Source organism: Alicyclobacillus sacchari, assembly GCF_004366795.1.
Taxonomy (GTDB): Bacteria; Bacillota; Bacilli; order Alicyclobacillales; family Alicyclobacillaceae; genus Alicyclobacillus; species Alicyclobacillus sacchari.
Genome location: NZ_SORF01000001.1, coordinates 378,101 through 402,177, shown reverse-complemented (window position 1 = coordinate 402,177; position 24,077 = coordinate 378,101). Strand labels below are relative to the sequence as shown.

General features: G+C 54.8%; 20 protein-coding genes. 17 read left to right on the top strand and 3 right to left on the bottom strand.

All coding sequences use genetic code 11. The features are described 5' to 3' along the window. The first annotated feature begins 18 nt into the window (after positions 1-18). A complete protein-coding gene (locus tag C7445_RS01885) occupies positions 19-1,968 on the top strand; it encodes an AMP-binding protein (protein ID WP_134158329.1) in 1,950 nt (649 codons plus the stop codon). A 42-nt stretch (positions 1,969-2,010) separates the two neighbouring features. Here C7445_RS01885 and C7445_RS01880 read toward each other — a convergent pair whose 3' ends face one another. Continuing rightward, on the bottom strand, positions 2,011-3,195 hold the full coding sequence (locus tag C7445_RS01880) for an acyltransferase (protein WP_134158328.1): 1,185 nt from the start codon (positions 3,193-3,195) through the stop codon (positions 2,011-2,013). Between the two features lie 172 nt (positions 3,196-3,367). Between C7445_RS01880 and C7445_RS01875 the strand changes: the two genes are divergently transcribed. The 16 genes from C7445_RS01875 to C7445_RS01800 all read left to right on the top strand — a co-directional run bounded on the left by C7445_RS01875 (position 3,368) and on the right by C7445_RS01800 (position 22,597). Continuing rightward, positions 3,368-5,041 (top strand): cupredoxin domain-containing protein, encoded by a 1,674-nt coding sequence (locus C7445_RS01875; protein ID WP_134158327.1) that lies wholly within the window; start codon positions 3,368-3,370, stop codon positions 5,039-5,041. Between the two features lie 88 nt (positions 5,042-5,129). Beyond that, positions 5,130-5,729 carry a small multi-drug export protein gene (locus C7445_RS01870; protein WP_243834875.1) on the top strand — a complete coding sequence of 200 codons (600 nt, stop codon included), beginning with the start codon at positions 5,130-5,132 and terminating at the stop codon, positions 5,727-5,729. 352 nt (positions 5,730-6,081) lie between these two features. Beyond that, on the top strand, positions 6,082-7,977 hold the full coding sequence (gene dxs, locus C7445_RS01865) for a 1-deoxy-D-xylulose-5-phosphate synthase (RefSeq protein ID WP_134158326.1): 1,896 nt from the start codon (positions 6,082-6,084) through the stop codon (positions 7,975-7,977). Positions 7,978-8,021: 44 nt separating this feature from the next. After that, entirely contained in the window at positions 8,022-9,134 is a 1,113-nt protein-coding gene (gene fni / locus C7445_RS01860) for a type 2 isopentenyl-diphosphate Delta-isomerase (RefSeq protein WP_208320805.1), read from the top strand. 106 nt (positions 9,135-9,240) lie between these two features. Then, positions 9,241-10,251 carry an adenosyl-hopene transferase HpnH gene (hpnH, locus tag C7445_RS01855; protein ID WP_134158325.1) on the top strand — a complete coding sequence of 337 codons (1,011 nt, stop codon included), beginning with the start codon at positions 9,241-9,243 and terminating at the stop codon, positions 10,249-10,251. Between the two features lie 6 nt (positions 10,252-10,257). Continuing rightward, entirely contained in the window at positions 10,258-10,890 is a 633-nt protein-coding gene (locus C7445_RS01850; protein WP_134158324.1) for a phosphorylase family protein, read from the top strand. Continuing rightward, on the top strand, positions 10,875-11,876 hold the full coding sequence (hpnA, locus tag C7445_RS01845) for a hopanoid-associated sugar epimerase (protein WP_134158323.1): 1,002 nt from the start codon (positions 10,875-10,877) through the stop codon (positions 11,874-11,876). Before C7445_RS01850 ends, hpnA begins: the two co-directional genes overlap by 16 nt. Positions 11,877-11,905: 29 nt before the next feature. Beyond that, positions 11,906-13,807 (top strand): squalene--hopene cyclase, encoded by a 1,902-nt coding sequence (gene shc / locus C7445_RS01840; RefSeq protein WP_134158322.1) that lies wholly within the window; start codon positions 11,906-11,908, stop codon positions 13,805-13,807. A 5-nt stretch (positions 13,808-13,812) separates the two neighbouring features. After that, positions 13,813-14,688 carry a squalene synthase HpnC gene (gene hpnC, locus C7445_RS01835; protein WP_134158321.1) on the top strand — a complete coding sequence of 292 codons (876 nt, stop codon included), beginning with the start codon at positions 13,813-13,815 and terminating at the stop codon, positions 14,686-14,688. Continuing rightward, entirely contained in the window at positions 14,685-15,545 is an 861-nt protein-coding gene (locus C7445_RS01830) for a phytoene/squalene synthase family protein (protein ID WP_134158320.1), read from the top strand. The genes hpnC and C7445_RS01830 overlap by 4 nt, the downstream gene beginning before the upstream one ends. Further along, on the top strand, positions 15,521-16,864 hold the full coding sequence (hpnE, locus tag C7445_RS01825) for a hydroxysqualene dehydroxylase HpnE (protein ID WP_134158319.1): 1,344 nt from the start codon (positions 15,521-15,523) through the stop codon (positions 16,862-16,864). Before C7445_RS01830 ends, hpnE begins: the two co-directional genes overlap by 25 nt. 101 nt (positions 16,865-16,965) lie before the next feature. After that, entirely contained in the window at positions 16,966-18,291 is a 1,326-nt protein-coding gene (locus tag C7445_RS01820) for a S1C family serine protease (RefSeq protein WP_134158318.1), read from the top strand. Between the two features lie 151 nt (positions 18,292-18,442). Then, positions 18,443-20,104, top strand: a complete 1,662-nt coding sequence (locus C7445_RS01815) for a spore germination protein (RefSeq protein ID WP_243834874.1) — start codon at positions 18,443-18,445, stop codon at positions 20,102-20,104. Next, entirely contained in the window at positions 20,101-21,300 is a 1,200-nt protein-coding gene (locus C7445_RS01810; RefSeq protein ID WP_134158317.1) for a Ger(x)C family spore germination protein, read from the top strand. The genes C7445_RS01815 and C7445_RS01810 overlap by 4 nt, the downstream gene beginning before the upstream one ends. Continuing rightward, complete coding sequence (locus C7445_RS01805; protein ID WP_243834873.1) at positions 21,297-21,503, top strand: hypothetical protein; 207 nt, start codon at positions 21,297-21,299, stop codon at positions 21,501-21,503. Before C7445_RS01810 ends, C7445_RS01805 begins: the two co-directional genes overlap by 4 nt. Positions 21,504-21,508: 5 nt before the next feature. Then, on the top strand, positions 21,509-22,597 hold the full coding sequence (locus tag C7445_RS01800) for a GerAB/ArcD/ProY family transporter (RefSeq protein WP_134158316.1): 1,089 nt from the start codon (positions 21,509-21,511) through the stop codon (positions 22,595-22,597). A 28-nt stretch (positions 22,598-22,625) separates the two neighbouring features. On the opposite strand, the gene C7445_RS01795 is transcribed toward C7445_RS01800, so the two are convergent. Together C7445_RS01795 and C7445_RS01790 are read right to left on the bottom strand one after the other, a co-directional pair. Then, complete coding sequence (locus C7445_RS01795; protein ID WP_134158315.1) at positions 22,626-23,024, bottom strand: VOC family protein; 399 nt, start codon at positions 23,022-23,024, stop codon at positions 22,626-22,628. A gap of 26 nt (positions 23,025-23,050) precedes the next feature. Continuing rightward, positions 23,051-23,827 carry a phosphosulfolactate synthase gene (locus C7445_RS01790; protein WP_134158314.1) on the bottom strand — a complete coding sequence of 259 codons (777 nt, stop codon included), beginning with the start codon at positions 23,825-23,827 and terminating at the stop codon, positions 23,051-23,053. Between the last annotated feature and the right edge of the window lie 250 nt (positions 23,828-24,077).

Genomic DNA, 24,077 nt, shown 5'->3' with positions numbered 1-24,077 from the left:
GATTGCAAGGAGATGGGTATGAAAGCGCTGTCGGATTTGTCCTTTCGCATGGAAAGATGTGCAATCTACTTATTAAATGTAACCATTTACACGGATGTTCGCAGAGCGTTGGAGGCTGTGCCAAACGACGCGCTCGTTTGTGTGAACGAGATGGTGCAAGCTCGCTATGGAGGGTTACTGCGCGGCAGGAAGACCGTTTGCATTCGGGCTGCGAAACCGAGATCGTTTGCGCCGTTCATACGTCATCTGCAGAATGGAAAACCCGTTTTCGTCGCCCTCGACACCGATCAAGCAACGTTTCAAGCGGTTGCGAGTTATGCATTTCGGCGGGGAATTCCGATTGTTCCGGTGTATGGACATACGCAGCGCACCAGCATGGGCGACGCTCTACCATTGACCGATGGGCGCAAAACGCTGGATGAGTTACAGCGCTTTTTGCTTATGAGTTATCTTGGCAGACAAGATGATTCGCAGGTCAATCTGTTCGACGAGTTGGTGCGATCCGCCAAGTACTATGGGGAGAACAGGGTCATTTGCAAGGACATCGGCGGCAAGGCAACGTATCGCGAGATCCTGTTGAACTCCTACGTGCTAGGGACGATGTTTCGCCGAATGTTCGCAGGCACGGAGCGAGTCGGTCTGCTCTTACCCAATTCCATTGGCCAAGTGGTCGTCCTGTTCGCGCTGTTCTACGCTGGGATCACACCGGTGATGCTCAATTACTCTAGCGGCATTCAAACGATTTTGGATGCGTGTGAGACGGCCGCCTTGCGCACAGTCCTGACATCGCGCGAATTTATTCAAAAAGGCCAGTTGCAAGACGTCGAAGCGGCGCTGAGTGTCCGTTTTTCCGTTCGCGAAATGGAGGACGTGCGCAAGAATATTTCCATGTTTGAGAAAGTGCAAGGTTTGCTTGCGTTCAAGCGGCGGGCACGCGCGAAACATGGATTGCGTGAGATGGTATTGTTTACATCGGGCAGCGAGTACAAACCGCGAGGTGTGGTGCTGTCGCACGATAACATCTACGCGAATGTCCAACAAACGAGATCGGTCATCGACTTTGGGACACAGGATAGAATGCTGAACGCCATGCCGATGTTTCATTCCTTCGGGCTGACGGCCGGGGCTTTGTTGCCGCTTTTGGCCGGTATTCAGACTTACCTGTACCCATCGCCCTTGCACTACAAGCGAATTCCCGAGTTAGCCGGAGAGGAACAATCCACCATTCTTTTTGGCACGTCTTCCTTTTTGGAGAAGTATGGACAGAACGCTACGTCTGAGCAGTTTGCGTCGTTGCGCTATGCTGTGGTGGGGGCTGAGCGGCTGAAGCCCGAAGTCGAACGCGCGTGGCTAAAGAAGTTCGGATTACAGATCATGCAGGGATATGGTGCGACTGAGACGTCACCCATTCTTTGCTTGGACACACCCATCAACCATCGCCAGGGAACGGTTGGGCGACTCTTGCCAGGGATTGCTTACCGCCTCCATGCTGTGGAAGGAATCCCTGAGGGCGGCGTATTGCACGTACAGGGCCCGAACGTGATGAAAGGCTACTTATTGCACGGCCAGGGCTACGTGGAGCAGAGCGGTTGGTATGACACAGGCGATGTTGTGACGATCGACGAAGACGGGTTTGTTACCATCATCGGTCGCCTGAAGCGCTTTGCGAAAATCGCAGGTGAAATGGTGTCGCTTAATCTTGTCGAACAGTTGGCGGCCCGTGCCTATGACAGTCCTGATTTTGCTGCCATCACGGTACCTGACGAGGTGCGGGGAGAACGGATTTTGCTCGTCACCACCGTTGCCGGATTGACCTTGGCGCCGATGCGGAAGGTCGTAGACGAATCAGGATACTCTCGCATGCACGTCCCAAGCGAATTGCGCACCATCGAGGAATTTCCGTTGCTCGGAAGCGGGAAAACGGATTATGTGTCGCTGCGCAGCTTGATCCTGGCGGATGGCAAGTGACAACGAGCATCGGGCCCGGAACACGGGCCCGATGCTCGTATGTTACGCCGCGCGCTGGACAGCTTGCTGTTTATGGCGGCGCCACTGCGTACGCCTGCCGACGGTGTACGTTAGGAGCGGTATTTTCCCAAGAATGTACGAAATGAGCATGGACGAAAAGTAGACAAACAAAATGGACACAGGCAACAAGGCGTAGTGAAGCCACGTTGGAATACCCACGCCGTCGATGTGGTTGACCGTGAGTTCCATGAGGTACAGGGGAAACGGTTGAGCCAAGTAGATGCCAAACGAAGTGTTTCCCGCAACCTGAATGAATTTGCTGAACGGCCGCCATCCGGGGCGATCCATGCGCTTGGCCCAAGATAGGCCTGCATACCAATAGACCATGGTTACCAGAAGGCTGTACGGAACCATAATCGGTTGTAGAACAAGTTCTGCCGAACCTTCACTTTCGCCGACGACCAAGCGTTCCAAAAAGTAATAACTCCAAACAAGACAAACGCCAACGCCCAAGGAGATGAAAAGCGCACGGCGATGCTGGCAGACAAACGCTGCCACGCGGTCATAGTGGCAAGCCAAAATGCCGCCCGCAACGAACCAGAATTGATACATGACGATGTTGCGATCGCGATATTCGTACAAGTCATAGAGTACCTTTGGCAGGTGGGCCACGTTGACAGTTCCAAGTGCGTATTTATTTATCCACATCAAACAGATTTGCAAGACAAAGCTTGCGACAAGAATATGAATGTGATACTTCTCCCATGTTCTCAGCATGAACAAAAGAAGGGGGAATACGATATAGAGTTGCATGGATACGACAAGGAAATAGAGAAAGTACATGTTTCCGGTTAGTACATTGTGCACGATGGCGGGCCAAAGGATTGACCAAGACCAATTGAAACCGGGTGTTAACCATCCGACGAAAGCGATATACGCAAGTGTCCATATGATATAGGGAATGGTGATAAGCAAAAAACGCTTTCGCCAAAACACCAGTGGATGGAATGGGTTGCGATAATACGTGATGAACAATACCAGGCCGGTGACGAACATAAACGTCTCGCGCGTGTAGTGCATGCTGGTAATGAGCGCGCCCAGTGTCAGGAAGCCGGGAGTCATATTGTTGTTAAGAACATTAAAAAACGATGTCGTATGCACGGATAACACGCCTAGGATGACAAATGCGCGCATGAGGTCAATCTCATGCAAATACCGCCGCGCCAAGCACAGTCCCCCTTTTTTCTCGCATTTCGTTGCTTGTATCATACGAACATTATGTTGAAATCGAATTGAAAAGCCAAACCCATCTTGTTGACAGGCGGTTTATTACAATATTCAAATAGACAAATGCGTGGTAAGCTTCCGGTAAGCAGCCGTAGTACGGGGGTGTAAGCGTTTGCAAAGTGGATCTAGGGTTCGTCGTATCACCGCGATCGCATTAGGGATACTCATGCTCATGTCTCCAGCACCGCTTGCCTTTGCCGCCATCAACTCGCCGCTTCCCGTCAATTGGACCGTGCAGGCAGGCGTGCAAGCGGCCGACGGGGTCTTTGCCGCCGCCTTTTTACCGAATAGCATCACCATCGACGCCGGAGACAGCGTGTCCTTTTCAGGTGTCGGCCAATCCATTTACCTACCTCCAGTCGGCAAGCTTATGCCCCCACCGTGGACGAGCTCGTTGCATGCCTTTGGCGGCGATGTATACGATGGTTCGCACGCGGTGGCATCCGGGGTACTGACGACCGTTCCGTATCGCTTGACGTTCGTGAAACCGGGGACGTATGTCTACTTTGATCCGGTGCACCCGGGGATGGAAGGGGTCGTGATCGTCCAAGCGGCCGGATCGCCGTATCCCTTTGATGCATCTTCGTACAACTCTGTGGCGGCGCATGAGGCGGAAGTGGATTTGGCTGCAGGGGAACAGGCGTTGGCAAAGGTTCGGGCCAAGGTGATGGACAACGCGAACGGCACGCGAACGTACATTGAGGACGTCGATCTGCCTGATGCTGACGGTGTGCAAACGGCACTCGAGCCGCTCGCTGGAAGCGCCATCCACGGAAGTGTCACACTGACGCCACAGCCAAATGCGAACGATCCAAACGGGACGTATGCCATCTTGGTCCAGCTTGCGGGGGGGCGTGCTGGAGACCGATACGTAGGCGAGTTGCGCTACGCAGGTGTGGCAGGTCCGTCGGTGCCGGGAGTATCCACGTTATGGGCCACCGCGGATGCGCAGGGGCGGGCTGTATTCCAGGGAACGGTTCGATCCGCTGGTGTTCCGCAGGGCGTTTGGGAGTTTGTCGTGTTGAACGCAGAACGACAATCGGTGGCGGCATGTTCCGTGACCGCGCCTGCTTACGCGTATGCGGGATATGTGCCTGCATCCTTGACCATTCATGTTGGCGATTCGGTTGCCTGGAGGGAAGTTGGTGTACATGGTGTACATGCGGTCACATATGAGGCGACGAACACACCGGATGCCGTTTCGAGCCTCATGGTTCCGACGGCGAGCGGCAGCCATTCGTTCGACGGCATAGGGAATGTCAGCTCAAACGTCTTGACGAGTGGTAGCAGCTATTCGCTCACATTTGACGAAGCTGGGGTCTATCGATTCGCAAGCCCGATTGACGATGTTTACCACGCCGTCATGATCGTGAACGTATTGCCGTCAGCAAACCGTATATCCGTGGTTGCGGGCGCTCTGTCGACCACGATGCCGGCACAAAGAATCGGCAAGGCTGTCTTTGTTCCTTTACAAAGCGCGATCGTCTGGATGAATGCCATTGGAGTCTCAAGTCGTATACATGGTTTGAACGTCGTGATTCATGCACCTGCGGTTGCCACCGTCTCGCAACAGGTTCCAATCGAGGGCATGGTCCATTTTGCAGTGAACGGAACGATCATCGGAAATGCTTTAACAGAAACCGCAATCGATCCCGATACGGGGTGCAAAGCCCTATATGTCTGCGTGAACGACTTCGTGAATCTCCTCAACGAAATCGGCGTGCACACGTCGTTCGACGGCTCGATCTGGAGTGCCCCACCTGCATCGACACAGCCAACAACTTGATGATCGAATGATAATCCATGCCTCTTGTGTGCATTCTCATAACAGCGATTGTCTGCACAGGTTGCATCTTGCGGTTGGATGATGACAGGTGGCAAGCGAAATCGCCGTTAGCAAATGGTACAATATTGGTGACGGAAATGGGGGAATGTCCATGGGACGGCAAATGGGTCCAACTGCAGTCCGTTCGGCGTTTGTACGCGGACTCATGTATGGCGTTGCCGTGGCCTTTGTGTTTTTTGCCGCCGCGCTAGGGGTTGGGATCAGTCAGGGGAAAGTCGTGCCGACGTTGTCCCTGATTGGCACCTCGATCGTACTGGAAGCGCAGCCGGCTGCAGCAGCCAGTATACCGTTGGGTTTTCAACCGTTCACGGGTGCCGTGATTTCCATTCTTGCCAACCTCATCTCATTGCCGATTATGATGTTTGCCTTCGGCGAGATCGTGCACAGGTGGAAGTGGGCGCGCAAGCGATTACAGAAGGCCGAGCGTCTATCCCAGAAGTACGGTCGCTATGGTGTCTGGATTCTCATTCCTCTGTGTCCCATCTTAGGGGCATACGTGTGTATGGCGATTGGCTATTTACTGAGATGGAACACGGCCTTGGTGGTAACCAGCATCCTCATTGGCATGATAAGCTCCACATTTATCATCGCCTATGGAGGATGGGCCATTGTTGGTCTGTTTCGATAAGCGTCAAGGCTCCGCTGCTCGATCGGCCGCATATTTGTATAGTACATCACATACAAGACAGCGTGGGCCTTTCTTGTTTTATTTTGCGTTTCGGATTCGTGGATGACATACAAGAGTGGTCGATGATTCGAAATCTGCCAAACTCGATTGTTCAGGTACACGAAAAATTTAGCTGTACGATTGCAGGCGCACCTCAAAATTTGGTACGCTTCAAGTTGAGAAATTTTATGATTTGTCATTTTTCCTTCGACCAACTTTGCATTGGGGGGTGGAGCCTCGAAGACCGGATCGCCGCGTGCACAGGAAGGCCCATTGCGGCTTGTTGTCTGTTGTACACTCTGGTGCAATCGAGGTGTTGATTACGTTACTGGATTCGATTCAAGACCCAAAAGATTTGAAGCAACTGACGGAGTCGCAACTAGTGACACTGGCTCAGGAAATCCGTGATTTCCTGGTGTCGTCCATCTCGAGGACGGGCGGCCACTTCGGCGCGAATATGGGCGTGGTTGAATTGACCTTGGCTCTGCACCGAGTGTTCGACAGCCCTCGCGATAAGATTTTGTGGGACGTCGGCCATCAGGGATACGTGCACAAAATCTTGACCGGCCGCAAAGATATGTTTCCGACCTTGCGCAAGCTGGGCGGTCTTGCTGGCTTTTTGAAGCGGAGTGAGAGTCCGCACGATGCTTTCGGTGCAGGCCACTCCAGCACCAGCATCTCGGCGGCCGTAGGCATGGCCGTTGCCCGCGATCTTCGCCGGGAAAATCATCACGTGATTGCCGTGATCGGCGATGGTGCACTTACGGGCGGTATGGCCCTGGAGGCGATGAATCATGCGGGCGATCTCGGGCTCGACTTGATTGTCGTCCTCAATGACAACGAGATGTCCATTTCGAATAATGTTGGGGCGGTTTCCAAGTACCTGACGCGCTTGCGTACGGATCCGAGTTATGCCAAAGCTAAGGCGGATATTGACCACATTCTCCGCCAGTTGAGCGGTGTTGGGGCGAAAGTGACGAAGGTCCTGGATAGAGCCAAGGACGCTGCACGCCACATGCTGTTGCCGATCACGCCTTTTGAAGGGTTCGGCTTTAAGTATATCGGACCCATCGACGGACACGACTTGCCTCAATTAATTTCTGTTTTTGAGCGCGCGAAGGACATTCGCGGCCCTGTCCTCATTCATACGCTTACACAAAAAGGCAAGGGGTATCCACAGGCGGAGAGTTCGGAAGACAAATGGCATGCGTGGCCGAGCGCTGTGAAGGGCAACCAGCCTCCGTCGTATACGAATGTGTTCGCCGCGACGGTCGCGGAGATGGCCCGGCGGGACGAGCGCATTGTCGTCGTGACTCCGGCGATGCTCTCGGGCAGTGGATTGACAAAATTCCAGAAGGAGTTCCCGACGCGTACGTTTGACGTGGGCATAGCCGAACAACATGCCGGTACGTTTTGCGCAGGTTTGGCGGCTGCCGGCAAGCGTCCGATCTTTGCGGTGTACTCCACCTTCCTGCAGCGCGCGTACGATCAAACCATCCACGATATCTGCATACAAAACTTGCCTGTTCTGCTTGCGGTCGATCGCGCGGGCATTGTCGGTCCCGACGGCGAGACGCATCAGGGTGTATTCGATGTCGCATATCTGCGCGCGGTGCCGAACATGGCGGTGATGATGCCAAAGGATGAAAACGAGCTCCGGCATATGCTCTATACAGCCAGCCAGCACGATGGACCTGCAGCCGTTCGCTATCCGCGCGCGGATGGATTGGGCGTAGCGCTTGACGAGCCGCTTCAGGCCTTGCCTTGGGGGAAGTCGGAAGTACTTCGCGAGGGCGCGGATTTGACCATCATTGCACTCGGTTCGATGGTTAATCCGGCGATGAAGGCCGCCCAGACGCTTGCCGCTGATTATCAAATCGAATCGACGGTCGTCAACCTCCGGTTTGTCAAACCTCTCGATGAGGAACTGATTGTGCAGCTGGGCAAGACGGGAAGGCCAATCTTAACGGTCGAGGAAGCGGCCTTGGCGGGTGGCGCCGGCTCGGCGGTGGCCGAATTATTGCTCGATCACGGGCTTGTCCTCCCCATACGTCGCAAAGGTGTGCCCGATACCTTCGTGGAGCACGGTGGGCGCGACGAAGTGTTGCACAGGTTGGGACTGGATGCCGAGGGTATTGTGCAGGATGCATTGCAGCTTTTAGGTCATAAAGGGAAGTCGACGCATATATTGGACAAAGTAGGGACGTAAGCACGGCTGCGCCCCTGTTGGCGACAGAAAGAAGGAGACGGAACATGGCGAAGGTGGTTGGAGATCTGCGGCAGCGCCGCAAGGTCGAGCACGTCGCTGCGGTGCGCGCGCTCGGCGATCACCCGGCGAGCACCAACTGGTTCGAGGACGTATCTCTCGTTCCGTGCTGTGCACCGGAGCTGGCGGTGGACGAGATATCCATCGCGACCGAAGTGTGCGGTGTGACGCTTCCGTCTCCCATTGTCATCAATGCAATGACTGGCGGTGCAGACGAGGTCTATGCCATTAACCGCAGCCTCGCCGCGGCTGCGCGTCGGCATGGGCTGGCTATCGCCTTGGGCTCTGGCACTGCGGGTGTGCGTTCGCCCGAAGTTGCGTACACGTACAGCGTTGTGCGCGAGATGCATCCGGATGGTGTCGTGATCGCGAACGTCGGCATGGGCACGGATGCGGAAACCGCGAAAGCGGCTATCGACATCGTCGGTGCACAGCTTTTGCAGGTGCATTGGAATGTCGCTCAGGAGATGTTCATGGCTGAGGGAGACCGCGACTTTCGCGGTGCGCTCGCCAAGCTCGAGGACGTGGTGCAGCGCGTAGGCGTGCCGGTGATTGCGAAGGAAGTCGGTCAGGGGATTGCGGCCGAGCAAGCTGTTCAGTTTGTGGAGTGCGGCGTGCGAGGGATTGATGTCGGCGGCCGCGGCGGAACGAATTTTATCGCGGTCGAGGCTTGGCGCCGCGGCCTGCAACTCGCCGAGTCTTGGCAAAACTGGGGGCTATCCACGGCTGCCTCGCTTGCAGAAGTGATCGACGCTGTGGGCAATCGCGCGGACATCTTTGCTTCAGGTGGGATGCGTACGGCTGACGAAATCGTCAAAGCGATGGCGATGGGGGCCAAGGCGGTAGGGATCGCCGGTCCGCTTGTGCGTCTGCTGGGGCAGCCAGATGGTGAGGCGGCACTGGATCGCTATTTGGAAGAGTTGCATGCCGAGCTGCGTACATTGCTCGTCTTGACTGGGTGCCGAACCTGGGCGGACTTGAGGAAGAAGCCAGTTGTCGTCATGGGAAGACTGCGCGAATGGCTCCTGGCGCGGGGCAGGAACTTTTACTTGGAGAGCTTGCAGCGGGGCGGCGGGATACGTGGCGCAGGCGAGGTGTAGTTTCCGGGAATTTGCTTCTGACCCCGGATGTGGGATATTGTTCCCTCAGACCGATTGATTTCTATCTTCTCATTCGTCGAAGCGGATTGACTAGGAGGGGATTGGGATGGCAAGACAGTCATTGTCGGCGACGGTCGATATGGTCAAGTACCTTGCGAAGAACAAGGTCAAGGGCGTCAAACGTTACCCGATGGTGTTGATGCTGGAGCCGACAGAACTTTGCAACCTGACGTGCACGGGTTGCGGGAAAATCAGGCAAAGTGAAGAGGTGCTGAAACTCCGCTTGACGGCGGAGGACTGCTTCAAGGCGATCGAGGAGTGCGGCGCACCCGCGGTTTCGATAGCCGGCGGTGAACCGCTTGTTCACCCGGAGATTGTCGATATCGTGAACGGCATGCTGGCGCGCAGAAAACTCGTCATGCTCTGCACAAACGGCATTTTGCTGCACCGCGTCCTCGACAAGCTGAAGCCGCATCCGAACTTCACGTTCGTGTTTCACTTGGATGGCAAACGCGAGCACCATGACCGTATGGTCGAGAGGGCGGGCGTGTTTGATATCGTGATCAAAGGCATCAAAGCGGCCAAGGAGCGAGGGTTCCGCGTTGCGACCAATACGACCTTGTACAAGGGAGCAAGCGCCAAGGATACCGCAGAATTGCTCCAAGAGCTGATGGATCTTGGCGTCGACAATTGCATTGTGTCGCCTGCGTTCACCTATGAAGAGGTGGATTCCGCACACAGTGACATCTTCCTTCACCGCAAAGAGGTCAATCAACTAGTTTCGGAAATCCTCGAACACGCTGGCGACAAAATCCGCTTCTACGACACGCCCGTTTACTTTGACTTCCTGACAGGTAAAAAAGATTTGCGTTGCACGCCGTGGGCGATGCCGAACCGCAACCCAAAAGGCTGGAAAGGCCCCTGCTATCTATTGACGGACGATCACTATGATTCGTTCCAAGAGATGATGGAAAAGACGAATTGGGATGAGTTTGGGTATGGCGAAAACCCGCGTTGCGCGAGTTGCATGATGCACAGCGGTTACGAGATGTCTGCGGTCAAGGCCGTGTCGCCGGCGGATACGTGGAAGCTCGTGCGTTGGTTCTTCGCATCGTAATCAAAGATGGTTGCAAGACTCGTTTTGACCGCGCTGACGTTTGAGGCAAATGCCCTTCGTTCTTTGCGATCCGCCCCGGAATGGGGCGTGATCGCAACCGGAGTGGGACCGGCGCGCGGCCGTGCGACGGCAGAGCGGACATTTGCGGTATCTCGCCCATCGTTGGTGCTCGGGGTGGGCGTGTGCGGGGCGCTTTGTGCAGATGTGCGGCGCGGCGAAATTGCGTTACCACAAACGGCGGTTTCCGATGCTGGCAGCGTCGAACCGATTGCGCCTTTGCCGGAACCTTTGATGGGCGCAGTGCTGGAGGCCGCACGCAAAACTGGGGTAGGCGTGCAGGCTGACCACGGCATCGCTTCGGTCGAACGCGTCGCTGCATCGCCTGCGGACAAGCGCGAACTAGCACTCCGTGCGGGAACTCGTTGGGTGGATCAGGAGACGTTTGCCTGGGCACAGGCGGCGCGATTGCAGGGAATTCCGTTTTACGCCATTCGCGTCGTGCTCGACACTGCGTTCGACCAACTGCCGTCCTGGCGCCCTGGGACGTGGGGCCATGCCTTGCGCTTGCCGTTTCATGCCCTGCGCGCGCGTCGGATTTTGCAGCAGATTGGGAGGGAACTGGCGTGCTTGCGCTGGTGACAGGAGGCACTGGGTTCGTCGGCTACCATGTCGTCGCGGCTTTGCGCGATCAAGGGCATCAGGTGCGGGCACTCGTGCGCGATCCGATGCGGGCGCAAGCACTCTTGGCGCTCGGCGCAGACGTTTGCGTTGGCGATCTCGCGACTGGCGCGGGGATCGAGGCGGCGGTTCGCGGCTGTGATGCTGTCTTTCATGTGGCTGCGCACTACTCGCTCGACCGCCGGGACGATGCGCTGATGTACGCGGCGAACGTCGAAGGAACGCGTCGGCTCATTGAGGCGGTGCGCCACGCGGGTGGACCGCGGCTTGTCTACACCAGTTCGACGGCGGCAGTGAAGCTGCGGCACGACGGGAAGCCGGCGACAGAAGCGGATGGCTTCAACGACCCGGATAAGGTCTATAGCACGTACAAAAAAACGAAAGTCTTGGCCGAGCGCCTTGCCATAGATGCAGCGAAAGCTGGTATGGACATCGTGATCGTCAATCCGTCGACACCCGTCGGACCCTATGACGTCAAGCCGACGCCGACGGGGCGAATTGTCCTTAATACGATGCTCGGACGGATGCCTGCATACGTGGAAACCGGGCTCAATTTGGTTGCGGTAGAGGATGTCGCGCTCGGGCATCTCCTTGCCTACGCGCGCGGACGGCGCGGGGAGCGCTATATTCTCGGCAATCGCAACATGCACTTTGGCGATCTCGTTGGCACGGTGGCGCGGCTGGCCGGGAGGCGTCCACCGCGGACGAAGATTCCGTTCTGGGTCGCCATGTCGGTGGCCATTGTGGACGATTACCTGCTGTCGCGGTTGTTGCATCACACGCCGCGGGCACCGGTGGATGGGGTCAAACTGGCGCGCGAACCGATGTATTTTGACGCAACGAAAGCGGTACAGGAGCTTGGCATGCCGCAGTCGTCCGTTGAAGATGCCTTGCTTCGAGCGATCACATGGTTTCGCGAAGCAGGTATGGCACCCGTATCGAAATGACAGAACTGACGTGTAAGGGGGTTATCGGGATGACCAAGCAACTAGCGGAAGTTCCAGCTTATATGCAGACGCTCGACAACGGTGTCGAGTATCTGTTGAGCCGCCAGCACGAAGAAGGATACTGGTGGGGACCTCTGCTCAGCAACGTAACCATGGAGGCAGAATACGTGCTTCTATGTCACTGTCTGGGCAAGGTGGACAACGAGCGTCTGGAGAAGATTAAGACATATCTTTTGCACGAGCAGCGAGCGGATGGCACATGGGCGCAATATCCGGGTGGTCCGCAAGACCTCGACACGACTATCGAGGCCTACGTTGCTCTGAAATACATCGGTTTAGCCCCTGACGATGAACGCATGCGCAAGGCGTCGACATTTATTCAAAGTCAGGGTGGGGTTGAATCAGCACGCGTATTTACGCGCTTGTGGTTGGCCTTGGTGGGCGAGTATCCGTGGAACAAATTGCCGGTTGTCCCACCCGAGATCATGTTCTTGGGCAAAAATATGCCGCTCAATATTTACGACTTCGGTTCGTGGGCGCGGCCGACGATCGTCGCACTCACGATCGTGATGAGCCGCCGTGCGGTGTTCCCGTTGCCAGCGCATGCCAAAGTGCCCGAGTTGTTTAAGACCAACGTGCCTCCGCGTCGGCGTGCGGCCAAGGGTGGCAATTCAGGCCTCTTTTTAGCCATCGACAAGTTGTTGCAAGGTTATCAGAATGGGTCGTTCCACCCGTTCCGCAAGGCCGCCGAGCAACGCGCGATCGATTGGTTGATTGAACATCAGGCAGGCGATGGTAGTTGGGGTGGCATTCAACCGCCCTGGTTTTACGCGTTGCTTGCGCTTAAAGTCATGAATATGACCAACCATCCCGCGTTTATCAAAGGATGGGAGGGACTCGACCTGTATGGCATCGACTTGGAATACGGTGGCTGGATGTTCCAAGCGTCCATTTCGCCTGTGTGGGATACCGGCCTCTCGATTCTCGCACTGCGTGCAGCCGGTTTGGCGCCAGACGAGCCTAATCTGATCAAGGCGGGACAATGGCTTCTGGACCATCGCATCACCACGAAGGGCGACTGGGCTGTGCGGCGGTCAAACGCCAAGCCGGGTGGATGGGCATTCCAGTTTCACAATCCACATTATCCCGATGTCGACGATACGGCGGTTGTCGTTTGGGCACTCAATAGCCTGAAATTGCCGAACGAGGCAGAGCGGCGCGATGCGATGACGGCAGGCTTCCGTTGGCTCACGGCGATGCAAAGTTCGAACGGCGGTTGGGGCGCTTACGACGTCGATAACAACAAGGAACTTCCGAATCGCATTCCATTCTGCGACTTCGGTGAGGTGATCGATCCGCCTTCCGAAGACGTTACCGCACACGTCTTGGAATGCTTCGGCAGTTTTGGCTATGACGAGGCGTGGAAGGTGGTTACGCGGGCGGTAAACTACCTGAAGCGCGAACAAAAGCCCGATGGTTCGTGGTATGGGCGCTGGGGTGTTAACTACATCTATGGCATTGGTGCTGTGGTGCCAGCCTTAAAATCGGTCGGTGTCGATATGAAGGAGCCATTTGTGCAGAAGGCGCTCGACTGGCTTGTCGCACACCAGAACGAAGACGGCGGCTGGGGTGAGGATTGCCGATCTTATGTGGACGAGCGCTTTGCCGGAGTAGGGCCAAGCACACCTTCACAGACTGCTTGGGCGCTCCTTGCTTTGATAGCCGGTGGGCGCGTACAATCTGATGCGGTTTCGCGCGGTGTCGCCTACCTCGTGCGAACCCAGCGGCCGGATGGCGGTTGGGATGAGCCGTATTACACTGGAACAGGGTTCCCTGGAGATTTTTACCTTGGTTACACGCTCTATCGACACATCTTTCCGGTCATGGTACTAGGTAGGTACAAAGACGCGCTGGGCCGGTTGACGAGGTAATGGCGATGCAGTCGGTACCTGTCGGTTTGCGAGCCGATTTCGAGATGTGTGCGCGCTTGACGGCCAGCCATTACGAGAACTTTTCCGTCGTCTCGCTCTTCGTCCCGCGCGGGCTTCGTCCGCACTTTTGTTCTATTTATGCATTTTGTCGCGGCGTGGACGATCTCGGTGACGAGTTGGAAGGAGATCGACTGGCGGCTCTCGACGCGTACGAGGAAGAACTGCGGCGAGCGTACGGCGGTACGCCGCAGACGCCAGTATTTCGGGCCTTGCAACACACGATTGAAGTGTGCGGGCTGCCCATCGAGCCATTTCTGCGCCTGATTGAAGCCAACCGGCGGGATCAACGCCAAGCAACCTATGAGACGTGGGACGACCTGCGGGATTATTGCCGCTACTCGGCGGATCCCGTGGGCCGTCTCGTGCTCGGCGTCTTTGGCTGCTGCGACGAGGAGCGTGCGACATTGTCCGATTATACGTGCACAGCCTTGCAAGTGGCGAACCACCTTCAAGATATTCACCGCGACCTCCAAAACGGGAGAATTTACTTGCCCAAGGCCGATTTGGAGTCATTCGGAGCGTCTTTGGAAGATATCCGCGCGGCTCGCATGACGGACGGTGTGCGTGCTTGCATCAAGTATGAGGTGGAGCGAACGGCAGACTGGTTCAGGCAGGGTGCTCGCCTCGAGGCGCTGGTGCCGCGGCGACTCGCGATGCAGCTACGACTCTATCGGCTTGGCGGTGAAGCTGTTCTCGCGGCGTTGCATCGCCAAAACTACGATCCGTTTGTGCGCCGACCCGTGATCACAAGCGGTCAGAAGCTGCACATCGCCATGCGTACTTTGATCGGGGTCGGGCAACGAGGAGTGGCTCCCGGATGAACATGGAGCAGGCATATCAACACTGTACGAAGCTGACGCGCCAGGCTGGAAGTTCATTCTATTATGGGATGCGTTTCTTGCCGGCGCACAAGCGCCTCGCGATGTACGCCATTTATGCCTGGAGCCGCATTTGCGACGATGCCGTCGACGATTACGAAGGAGACGAGGCCGAGGAGCATCTCGCAAGGGCGGAGCGCATGGCTGAGCAAGCCTTTGCCGATCATTACGCTGCGTCCGGCGATCCAATCGTCATGGCATTGGGAGATACCGTGCGGCGGTTTCAATTGCCTATTGAACCGTTTCGCGACATGGTCAAGGGCATGCGCATTGACATGCACGCAGTTCGGCTGCAAACGATGGAGGAGCTTGAACAGTATTGCGACTACGTCGCGGGCACGGTCGGCATCATGTCTGTGCACATTTTCGGTTATCGCGATCCCAGTGCTTTATCCTTGGCGCGGGACATGGGGCGCGCTTTGCAGTTGACCAACATTCTCCGCGATCTCGACGAAGACATGAAGCGCGATCGCGTGTACTTGCCAACAGAAGAGCTTGCCAAACACGGCTACACGATGGACGACTTAAGGCGAAAGCGCGTCACGCCTGGCTTTTTGGCGTTGATGCACGAGCAGGCCGAGCGGGCAAAGATGTACTACGAGAAAGCCAAAGGGTTGTTTCCATTGGTTGAAGAGGACAGCCTTCGCTGTTTGCGCATGCTGTTTCTCATGTATCGTGAATTATTGACGAAGATAGAAGAGAGTCGATTTCAGGTGTTTGATGGCCGAATCGCGTTATCCAGCTCACGTAAATTGCGCTTGGTGTGGGGTGTGTTATGGAACGCGTCAGCGACAGTATAATCATCATCGGCGCGGGATGGGCAGGGATCGCGGCCGCCGAGGCCCTACTATCACAAGGTATCGAGCCGAAGCGCATCTTACTGCTGGAACGCACGCCCTACCCAGGAGGGCGCGCGTTTTCCTTTGTTGATCGCGAAACTGGTCTCGCATTGGACAATGGACAGCACGTGCTCTTAGGCTGTTGTGATCGGTTTGCGAGTTTATTACAGAGTCTCCATGTGCGAAGCGGGTATCGGCTTCAGCCTTTGCTCGACATCCCTGTCTACCACGGCGGAAAGATGTATCGAATCGCCAGCAGGCGTCTGGCAGGGCCGTTGCATTTGTTGCCGGCGTTGTTGACGTATGGGCACCTCTCGGCGAGCGAGCGCATGTCGGCCATTGCTGGTGCGCTCGCCTTTGTGCGACCGCAGGCGGAAAAACTCGATGCCGTAAGCTTTGCCAGCTGGCTTCAGACCTCCGGGCAGGCCGATACAACCGTACGCTTGTTATGGGATTTGGTTGGTACGGCAATTTTAAATGGCCATGCCGACCAAATTAGTGCAGGGTTGGCCGCCCAATCGTTTCACATGGGTTTTATGCGGGGCTGGCAGCCGGCACGGCTGGGGCTGTTCACACGCCCCCTTGGCGATCTCGCTCGCGACGCCGTCCAACATCTGGCTGCGCGAGGCGTCAACATACGCTACTCGTCTTATGTTGAACAATTGCACTTGGAAGCGAACAAGGTGTCTGGCGTCCATCTGCGCGATGGCTCACTCATCGCGGCAGAACAGGTGATTTCTGCTGTTCCGCACGACGCGTTGCTTCGCATGCTTCCGGAAGGCTGGGCAGATCAAGAGCCCTTTCAAGGCATTGCGAAATTGCGATGGAGTCCTATCCTGAACGTGTTTCTTAACTATGACCGCGTGGTCTTGAACGAGGATGTCTTCGCGGCGACCGATTTTGATGGCATGTTCGTGTTTAACCGTGGCCGGTTGTTGCCGGAGTCCGAGCAAGCTGGCCGTTGGCTATCTGTTTCCATCTCGGCTGCGGATCGATTCCGCGATTGGACGCATGAGCAAATCATCAGCGGCGTACACGCTGCCCTTTGTAAAGCGTGCCCAGAGGTGCGCAACGCGAAACTTCTCACTGGCAAAGTGGTTTGGCAGCCGAAAGCGACGTTTCTCGCGGAGCCAGGTACGTGGCATCTGCGCCCATACCCAAGGACGCCGATTGCAGGCTTGCTGTTGGCAGGCGATTGGACGCGTACCGACTGGCCGGCCTGTCTTGAAGGAGCCGTGCGCAGCGGCGAAGCTGCGGCTGCAGCGTTGTTGCGGCGATGACCATAAGCCTTCTTGGCCTGACCTTTTCGATACGGTTTCAAGGTTTGCGATGCATACTAAAGGCATCAAAGCTGACTTGACGACGAAAGGTGTGAACAGGAATGGGCTATTATCGTTCGAGACAAGGCAACGGTTTCTTTCGCGAGTCTGCTGGCGCATGGAAGTGGGTCGCAACCGTGGTCGTCTCGGCGCTTGTCGGCGCAGGTGCGACGCTTGCGATCACGCCGGTGGTGCGAAACTCCCAAACATCCTTGGCGTCGGGACCTACATTGCCGACGTCGACCACGTCAGCGACCAAGCCGATGTCAGTGAACGTCAATATAAATGACGATATTACACAGGTCGTGAAAAAGGTCGAACCTGATGTCGTTGCAGTCGTCAATTACACGACGACCAGCGACTTCTTTACACAGCAATCGCAGACCCAGGAATCGGATATCGGGTCGGGCGTCTACTTCTATCGGAACGGCGACAATGCTTACATTGTGACGAACAACCACGTGGTTCAGGGCGGATCGAAAGTCGAAATCGTCCTCAATACAAACAAGCAGGTACGGGCTACAGTGGTAGGCACGGACCCGTACACGGATCTCGCGGTGTTGAAAGTACCGGCATCGACATTTCCAGGCATCCAGCCTGCGCAATTTGCCAATTCGGACGACATTCAAGTCGGTGAACCCGCGATTGCAATCGGGACGCCGATGGGACTGGATTTTGCAGACACGGTGACGTCCGGAATCGTGAGCGGCGACCAGCGCATGATGCCGGTCGAGGAACCGACTTCGGATACGACACTCGATTACCAATCTGTCATTCAGACGGACGCGGCCATCAATCCGGGCAACAGTGGTGGGCCGCTGCTGAATGCTGCAGGACAAGTCATTGGCATCAACAGCAGTAAGATTGTCGAGCAGGATTTCGAGGGCATGGGGTTTGCGATTCCATCCAACGAAGTGCTCAATGTTGCGGATCAAATCATCCGCACAGGTCACGCCCTGCATCCGGCGCTCGGCATTGAGGGCATTGACTTGTCCAGTATACCGTCCGGATACTTGCCGGGGAACATTCCGGTCAATTATGGTGTGTATGTTGAAAGTGTCGATTCGGCCAACGCGAAGAGTGCCGGTTTGCGAACGGGTGATGTCATCATCTCCATCGACGGTAAGACCATTCAATCCATTGCGGATCTGCGGACGGAATTGTTTACGCTGAAACCTGGTGAAACGGTGCCGGTCGTCGTATACCGTGGGATTCAGAAGAAGACGTTGCATGTCAAAATCGGTTCGGAGGAATCGCCAAACACGACGGCGTCGGGCGCTTCCAGCCAAAATCAATCGGCCGGAAGTTCCGGGCAGAACCCGTTTTCGTCGGGCGGTGGCAGTGTGATGCCAGACCCATTTAACTCGACGAGCCCGTTTGGGTACTAATAATAACTAGGGAGATTTCCTGCACGAAACAAACATGAATGGTATCAGGGTTGTTCTTGGGCATGTGCGTCCAGAACAACCCTTCTTGTTATGTCTTATGGATAAAATAATGGCCGTATTGGAATGTTATTCTGCGGATGGAGGAAGGCGAATGGACGGACGAGTGTTGATTCGTAAACGCAAAAGGCGCTCTGCCGAACAAGAGCATGGTCCTGACCGCAGGGAAACAGGGTTTGAAACGTCTGCATCGGCGGGAGTGCAGGGCGGACAGCCAACTTCATCGACTTGGCAGAGCCCAGTTTCGGATCACTTGGACGAGAACTTGACCATCATGCTAAAGGCTTTCTCCGAATGCGCAGATTTGCAGGTTCGTCCCTTGCGCGTGGGGCATGCAAGGGACGCTTGTATTCTGTATCTCACAGGGATGGTTAGCGCAACTGACCTAAGTGAGGAAGCACTTCGTCCGCTCATGTATGATTTTGCACCCGTTGATGGGCATGTGAATAACTGGTTAGCGTCTGACAGGATACGTAATGAAGGTATTGTGTTGGCGCAGGTTGGTCGGGCGGACACGTTTTGTCAGGTCATTGACGAGATTGTTGGCGGGCGGGCTGTCTTATTCGTCGACGGACTGCCCCAGGCGTTCTTGCTATCCACTTCTGGGCAGGAACGACGCGGTATCTCAGAACCGGAAACGGAATCGGTAGTCCGCGGCCCGCGCGAAGGGTTTACGGAAGATCTGGAAGCCAATATGGCATTGCTTCGGCATAAGATCCGGACGCCACAACTCAAGGCGTCTTCCTTTACATTGGGCCAGTACACCAAGACGCAAGTCTTGCTCGTGTACATTGAAGATTTAGCTGATCCAAAGGTGATCACGGAAGCAAAACGGCGCATTGGAAGTATCGAAATAGATGGCGTGCTGGAGAGTGGTTACATCGAGGAGCTCATCGAAGACCAACCGATGTCGCCATTTCCACAGTTTCAATATTCCGAGAGACCGGACACCATTGCTGCACAATTGTTGGAAGGGCGCTTTGCCATCCTGACTGAGGGTACGCCATTTGTTCTCGTTGCCCCCGTTACGTGGTGGCAATTTGTGCAGGCGAGCGAAGATTACTATGAACGGTTTTTTCTTGTCTACCTTGTACGTGTCCTTCGGTATATTTCACTATTTTTGGCTCTTTTCCTGCCAGCCATGTACATCGCCGTGACAACATATCACCAGGACATGTTGCCGACAAGTCTGGTCATGAGTGTTGCCGCGGCGCGCGAGAGCATTCCGTTTCCAGCCATTATTGAGGCGTTGATTATGGAGCTCACATTTGAAGCGCTGCGAGAGGCCGGTATTCGGTTACCGAAGGCGGTGGGACAAGCGGTCAGTATCCTCGGTGCTTTGGTCATTGGGCAAGCTGCGGTCGAAGCGGGTATTGTATCGGCGCCGATGGTCATTATTGTCGCGATCACCGGTATCGCTTCGTTTACGCTGCCGCGTTACAATGCCGCGATCGCTATCCGCTTGCTTCGTTTTCCAATGATGCTCCTGGCGGCGGTGCTCGGCATGTTCGGCATTGTCATCGGCGTCATGTGGATTACGATTCACCTTTGCAAGCTCCGTTCCTTTGGCGTTCCTTACCTGTCGGGACTTGCTCCGTACAAGCGCAAGGAAGTCAAAGATCTCTTCTTCAGACCTCCGTGGTGGAAAATGGTATTCCGCCCATCATCCGTCGCACATCACAATCGCAAGCGCATGGGAGAACGGCAGATGCCTACGCCGGATAAGGCATCCGGTTCGCGAGGGGGAGCCAGATGAAGGTCAGGGTATTGACGACCATCATCAGTGCGTTACTGCTGGTGCCATTGACCAATGGCTGCTGGGACAGACGTGAAATCAATGACATTGCATTTGTCACAGCAACGGCTGCTGATTTGACGCAGGACAAGAAGTATCGTGTCACGGTGCAAATTCCATTACCAGGTAAGATCTCTGATGTTGGGCAGAAGGGGGGTGGCGGCGGATCGAGTGGGAATAAGGCTTACTTTCTCGATTCGGCGACCGGAGACACCTTCCGAGCAGCGAATATGCAACAGCAGAATGCCATGTCGAGACAATTATACTTTTCACACATGCGCGTATTCCTCTTCGGCGAAGATCTGGCTAAACAAAACATCGAGTCTCCCATCGACGTCATGAGTCGCATTCCACAAAACCGTATGACGACGTATCTTCTTGTCAGTTCGGGCCCTGCGGCAGATTTGTTGAATGCAGAAGCGACGATGGAAAAAACGCCCGCTGAGTTTTTGCGTGAATTGGCCAATGAGTCGATGACCCATCCGCGAACGGTAAAACGTGTGACAGAAGCATTGCTGGCTGAAGGGCAGGATCCCATCATGCCAGTGGTTTCATGGACGATGACCAAACCGGGGGAAGCGGGTGAGGAACAATCCAACGTAAAGCTGGCAGGTGTGGCCATATTCCAGAAGCAAAAGATGGTCGCCATGCTGTCGGGGCGTGCAGCTGACGGTGTGTTATGGGCGATGGGCGAATATCGACGCCCGATGATCACAATACGCGCCACAAATGGTAGCGGATTTGTGTCGGTCATGGTGACTGGCTATCATGTGCGAACGACGGTCAAGTCAATGCCGGACGGTCGCATGGTTTGCGAGATCAAAGCGCGTGTGACTGGGGAGTTAAGCGAAAATACGTCAAATCTGACGTATGAGCGTAGTCAGAACCTACCGAGCCTCGAGCGGCAGGCAAGTCAGGCAGTCATCGACGATATGCGTTTAGGGGTTGCACAACTCCAACGATACCATGCGGATCCCATCGGTATCTGTAACCGAGTATACCGGAACTATCCACGGTATTGGCATCGCGTAAGGCAGAATTGGCGCGACGACTTTTATCCGAACATCCCAGTTCACATTGATGCGCAAGTGGAAATTCGAAATAGCGGGAATGCGACTTCCCCCGTCGGCGTTCCAGAGGAGGAATTACAGTCGTGATCTTATTGATGACACAGGCTGTGGGTTTGGTAACGGGTTTAGTACTGCTGCAGTGGCGCGAATGGAAAGAGAGCAATCGAGTCACGCGCGTGATATACAGTGTTTGTCTGCTGTCGGCAGCAGGCATGTGGGTGCTCTCCAACACCCTGATGTTCACACACACGACGTTTGCGTGGCTCCCCAAATTCTCATTTGCGGGGTGAATGTTTTGGAAATTACGTCGTCTCGCCAAATCGTAATTATCGGGCTCTGTTACGTGTTTTCGGCTACACTTGTCACCTGGCCTGGACAAATTCTACGTTTAGCTCGTCAAGATGCATGGATAGGGGTTCCAGTGTGTGCGCTTGTCATGCTTGCAATACTCTGGCTTGTCAATCGCACGTTACATGCTCATCCAGGCAAAGACTTATTGACACTTTTTGTCGAAAGGTATGGCTGGTTTGGAAAGTGTTTAGTTGCAGGATATGTGCTGGTGTTATCGCTCGATATGGCAAAGGATATGCGGCTTGGAACTGATTTTGTCAACGTCGTATTTTTGCCTAGAACGCCAGCCATCCTGATTGCGGTGCTCATCGTAGCTACATGCGTGTTCATGGTGCGAGGTGGCATTGAAATCGTCGGGCGCATGGCGGAATTGTACATACCTCTGTTTATTGTCGTTGCTCTGTGTGCTGGCCTACTTTTAATTCCAGACTTGAGTTGGCAGTACTTGCAGCCGTTTTTCGAAAAGGGCGTGATTCGTCCGATGATTGGCATTTGGTATGCGTTGGATCCCATCGGCAATATTATGATTTTGCCTCTCATGTTTTCAAATCGGCATTACACTTTTCGGCAGTCTTGCATCGCCTTATTGGTTTCCTGTGGGTTTCTTGAGTTTGTCCTGATCATCTGCCAGTTAAATCTCAGCAGCACATTGGCCGGCCATTTCATGTACCCAGCGTACGAAGCGGTGCGAGAGATTCGGCTCACCGACTTTCTCGATCGCTTTGATCTCCCGATTGTCGGGCTGTGGTTGCCGACTATTGTGATTAAAATTGGCATCAATCTATATGTCATCTGTTCTGCCTTACAGCGTATTTGGCCAGCTGCAGATGCACGAACGATCGTGCCAGCCGTTGGGGCATGGATTCTGGTGTTTGGGTTCTGGGCGTTTCACACCTCTGTGGAAGTCATCAGCGTCAATGACGTCTGGCCGTCGATGGTCATTCTTTGGTGGATCGTGATTCCCGTGCTCGCTTGCACAGGTTTGTTGCTGATGGCGCGTATGCAACGGTCACGGTCGATGCACGCGTCATAGGGCGTCAGCCCAGCCGACGCCCTGCTGTTCAGTACATCATGCGATCATCATAGTAGTACTTGAACTCCAGTAGATTGTTGGATGGATCGCGCAGGAAAAACATTTCGTGTTCCTCAATCATGCCTTGGAAACGCTTGGATAAATCCTGGAAGAACGGAAGTTCGCGCTGTTTTGCCAGTTTGTACAGATTGTCAAATTGCCGCTTGTCCCTAAAGGTGATACCAAAATGACGTGGATACATGTTTACGTCGCGATCGAAATGGTCCGAGAGGTGGCAAACCACCTGATCACCAAAAAAATCAAGAGTGATGCGATCCGCATAGCGGCGTGCGAGCTTACACCCGAGCTTGGTGACGTAGAAGTCGTACGTTTCATCGAGATCGCGAGCGGGGATGGCAAGGTGAAAGACGTTGTTGGGATCGCGCATGTAAAGTCCTCCTCAATGGCATGAATTCAGTTTTCAAACAACATGAAGGTGTCGGATCGCAGTCCAAGCCGCAAGGTCTCGAGTGGAATAATATCCGCAAAGGGAACATTTGCGAGATTGACATTGCTCCCAACTTTCTCGATAAAGTGCGTCTGCAGTGACTTGTTGGGTGCTTCAAATACAAGTTTGTCGATCTCGATGTTGGCATCGAGAATTTCTTCAATGAGACCAAAGCGCAACTCGCCATTTTCGCGGCAAATGCCACTGGTACCGGACTCGCGGGCTTCGGTGATGACGTACCTGGCGCCTGCTGCGAAATCCTCTTGAATGTACTGAATCCAGCGGTTGGGCGGAAGCATCAGTGATTGGTTGACATCTTTGTAGCCCACTTCACTCAGGACTTGGAAGCGTTCCGAGAAGTGCGTAATCCAAGCGCATTTCTCTGCATTGGTCATAGGCACGGTACCGTTGGAAATTTCCACGTAGTTGCATTCGTGGCGTTTACAGAACTCCTCATAGGCTTCAAGTTGATTCTGCACATAAAATTTTTCGAATAACGTTCCGCCAAAAAAGTAATCGATGCCCAATCTGCGTAAACATGCGATCTTTTCGACGAGCCGCGGTGTGACAAGCGACGTTCCCCATCCGAATTTGACGAGATCGACCAAATCTGAGGCACTTTCCATGACATCTTCAAAGTGGCGGAGCGGCACACCGTTGTCGATCACGATGGTCAACCCGCTCAGTCGGGGTTTCACGGCGCGGGAAGGCAGCCGCAAGCCGACTTCTAACGTACCTGACATCAGGGTTCACACTCCTGAGATTCTCATGTTATTTGGGTGAATTCAGTCTTGCACAGCATAACTGGCTTGCATTGAAAACGTGTTGAAGTTTCAGGCTCCTGACAGCGGTGTGAACTGGTGCATAGCACCTACACTCATGATGAGCAACATTGTATCTCAAAAAAAGGTCAAAATGAAACGGCATTCACTGGTGGGCATCGGTTTATCGTAGCAAAAAAAAAAGAAAGCAAATGTCATCGATTTTTGCGGC

What these genes read in the sequence shown, in the direction of transcription:
- C7445_RS01795 (WP_134158315.1), bottom strand. Translation starts at nt 23,024, where the DNA reads ATGCGCGATCCCAACAACGTCTTTCACCTTGCCATCCCCGCTCGCGAT.
- hpnE (WP_134158319.1), top strand. Translation starts at nt 15,521, where the DNA reads ATGGAACGCGTCAGCGACAGTATAATCATCATCGGCGCGGGATGGGCA.
- C7445_RS01850 (WP_134158324.1), top strand. Translation starts at nt 10,258, where the DNA reads ATGGTTGCAAGACTCGTTTTGACCGCGCTGACGTTTGAGGCAAATGCC.
- C7445_RS01820 (WP_134158318.1), top strand. Translation starts at nt 16,966, where the DNA reads ATGGGCTATTATCGTTCGAGACAAGGCAACGGTTTCTTTCGCGAGTCT.
- C7445_RS01885 (WP_134158329.1), top strand. Translation starts at nt 19, where the DNA reads ATGAAAGCGCTGTCGGATTTGTCCTTTCGCATGGAAAGATGTGCAATC.
- C7445_RS01810 (WP_134158317.1), top strand. Translation starts at nt 20,101, where the DNA reads ATGAAGGTCAGGGTATTGACGACCATCATCAGTGCGTTACTGCTGGTG.
- fni (WP_208320805.1), top strand. Translation starts at nt 8,022, where the DNA reads ATGGCGAAGGTGGTTGGAGATCTGCGGCAGCGCCGCAAGGTCGAGCAC.
- C7445_RS01830 (WP_134158320.1), top strand. Translation starts at nt 14,685, where the DNA reads ATGAACATGGAGCAGGCATATCAACACTGTACGAAGCTGACGCGCCAG.
- hpnH (WP_134158325.1), top strand. Translation starts at nt 9,241, where the DNA reads ATGGCAAGACAGTCATTGTCGGCGACGGTCGATATGGTCAAGTACCTT.
- C7445_RS01815 (WP_243834874.1), top strand. Translation starts at nt 18,443, where the DNA reads ATGGACGGACGAGTGTTGATTCGTAAACGCAAAAGGCGCTCTGCCGAA.
- shc (WP_134158322.1), top strand. Translation starts at nt 11,906, where the DNA reads ATGACCAAGCAACTAGCGGAAGTTCCAGCTTATATGCAGACGCTCGAC.
- hpnC (WP_134158321.1), top strand. Translation starts at nt 13,813, where the DNA reads ATGCAGTCGGTACCTGTCGGTTTGCGAGCCGATTTCGAGATGTGTGCG.
- C7445_RS01790 (WP_134158314.1), bottom strand. Translation starts at nt 23,827, where the DNA reads ATGTCAGGTACGTTAGAAGTCGGCTTGCGGCTGCCTTCCCGCGCCGTG.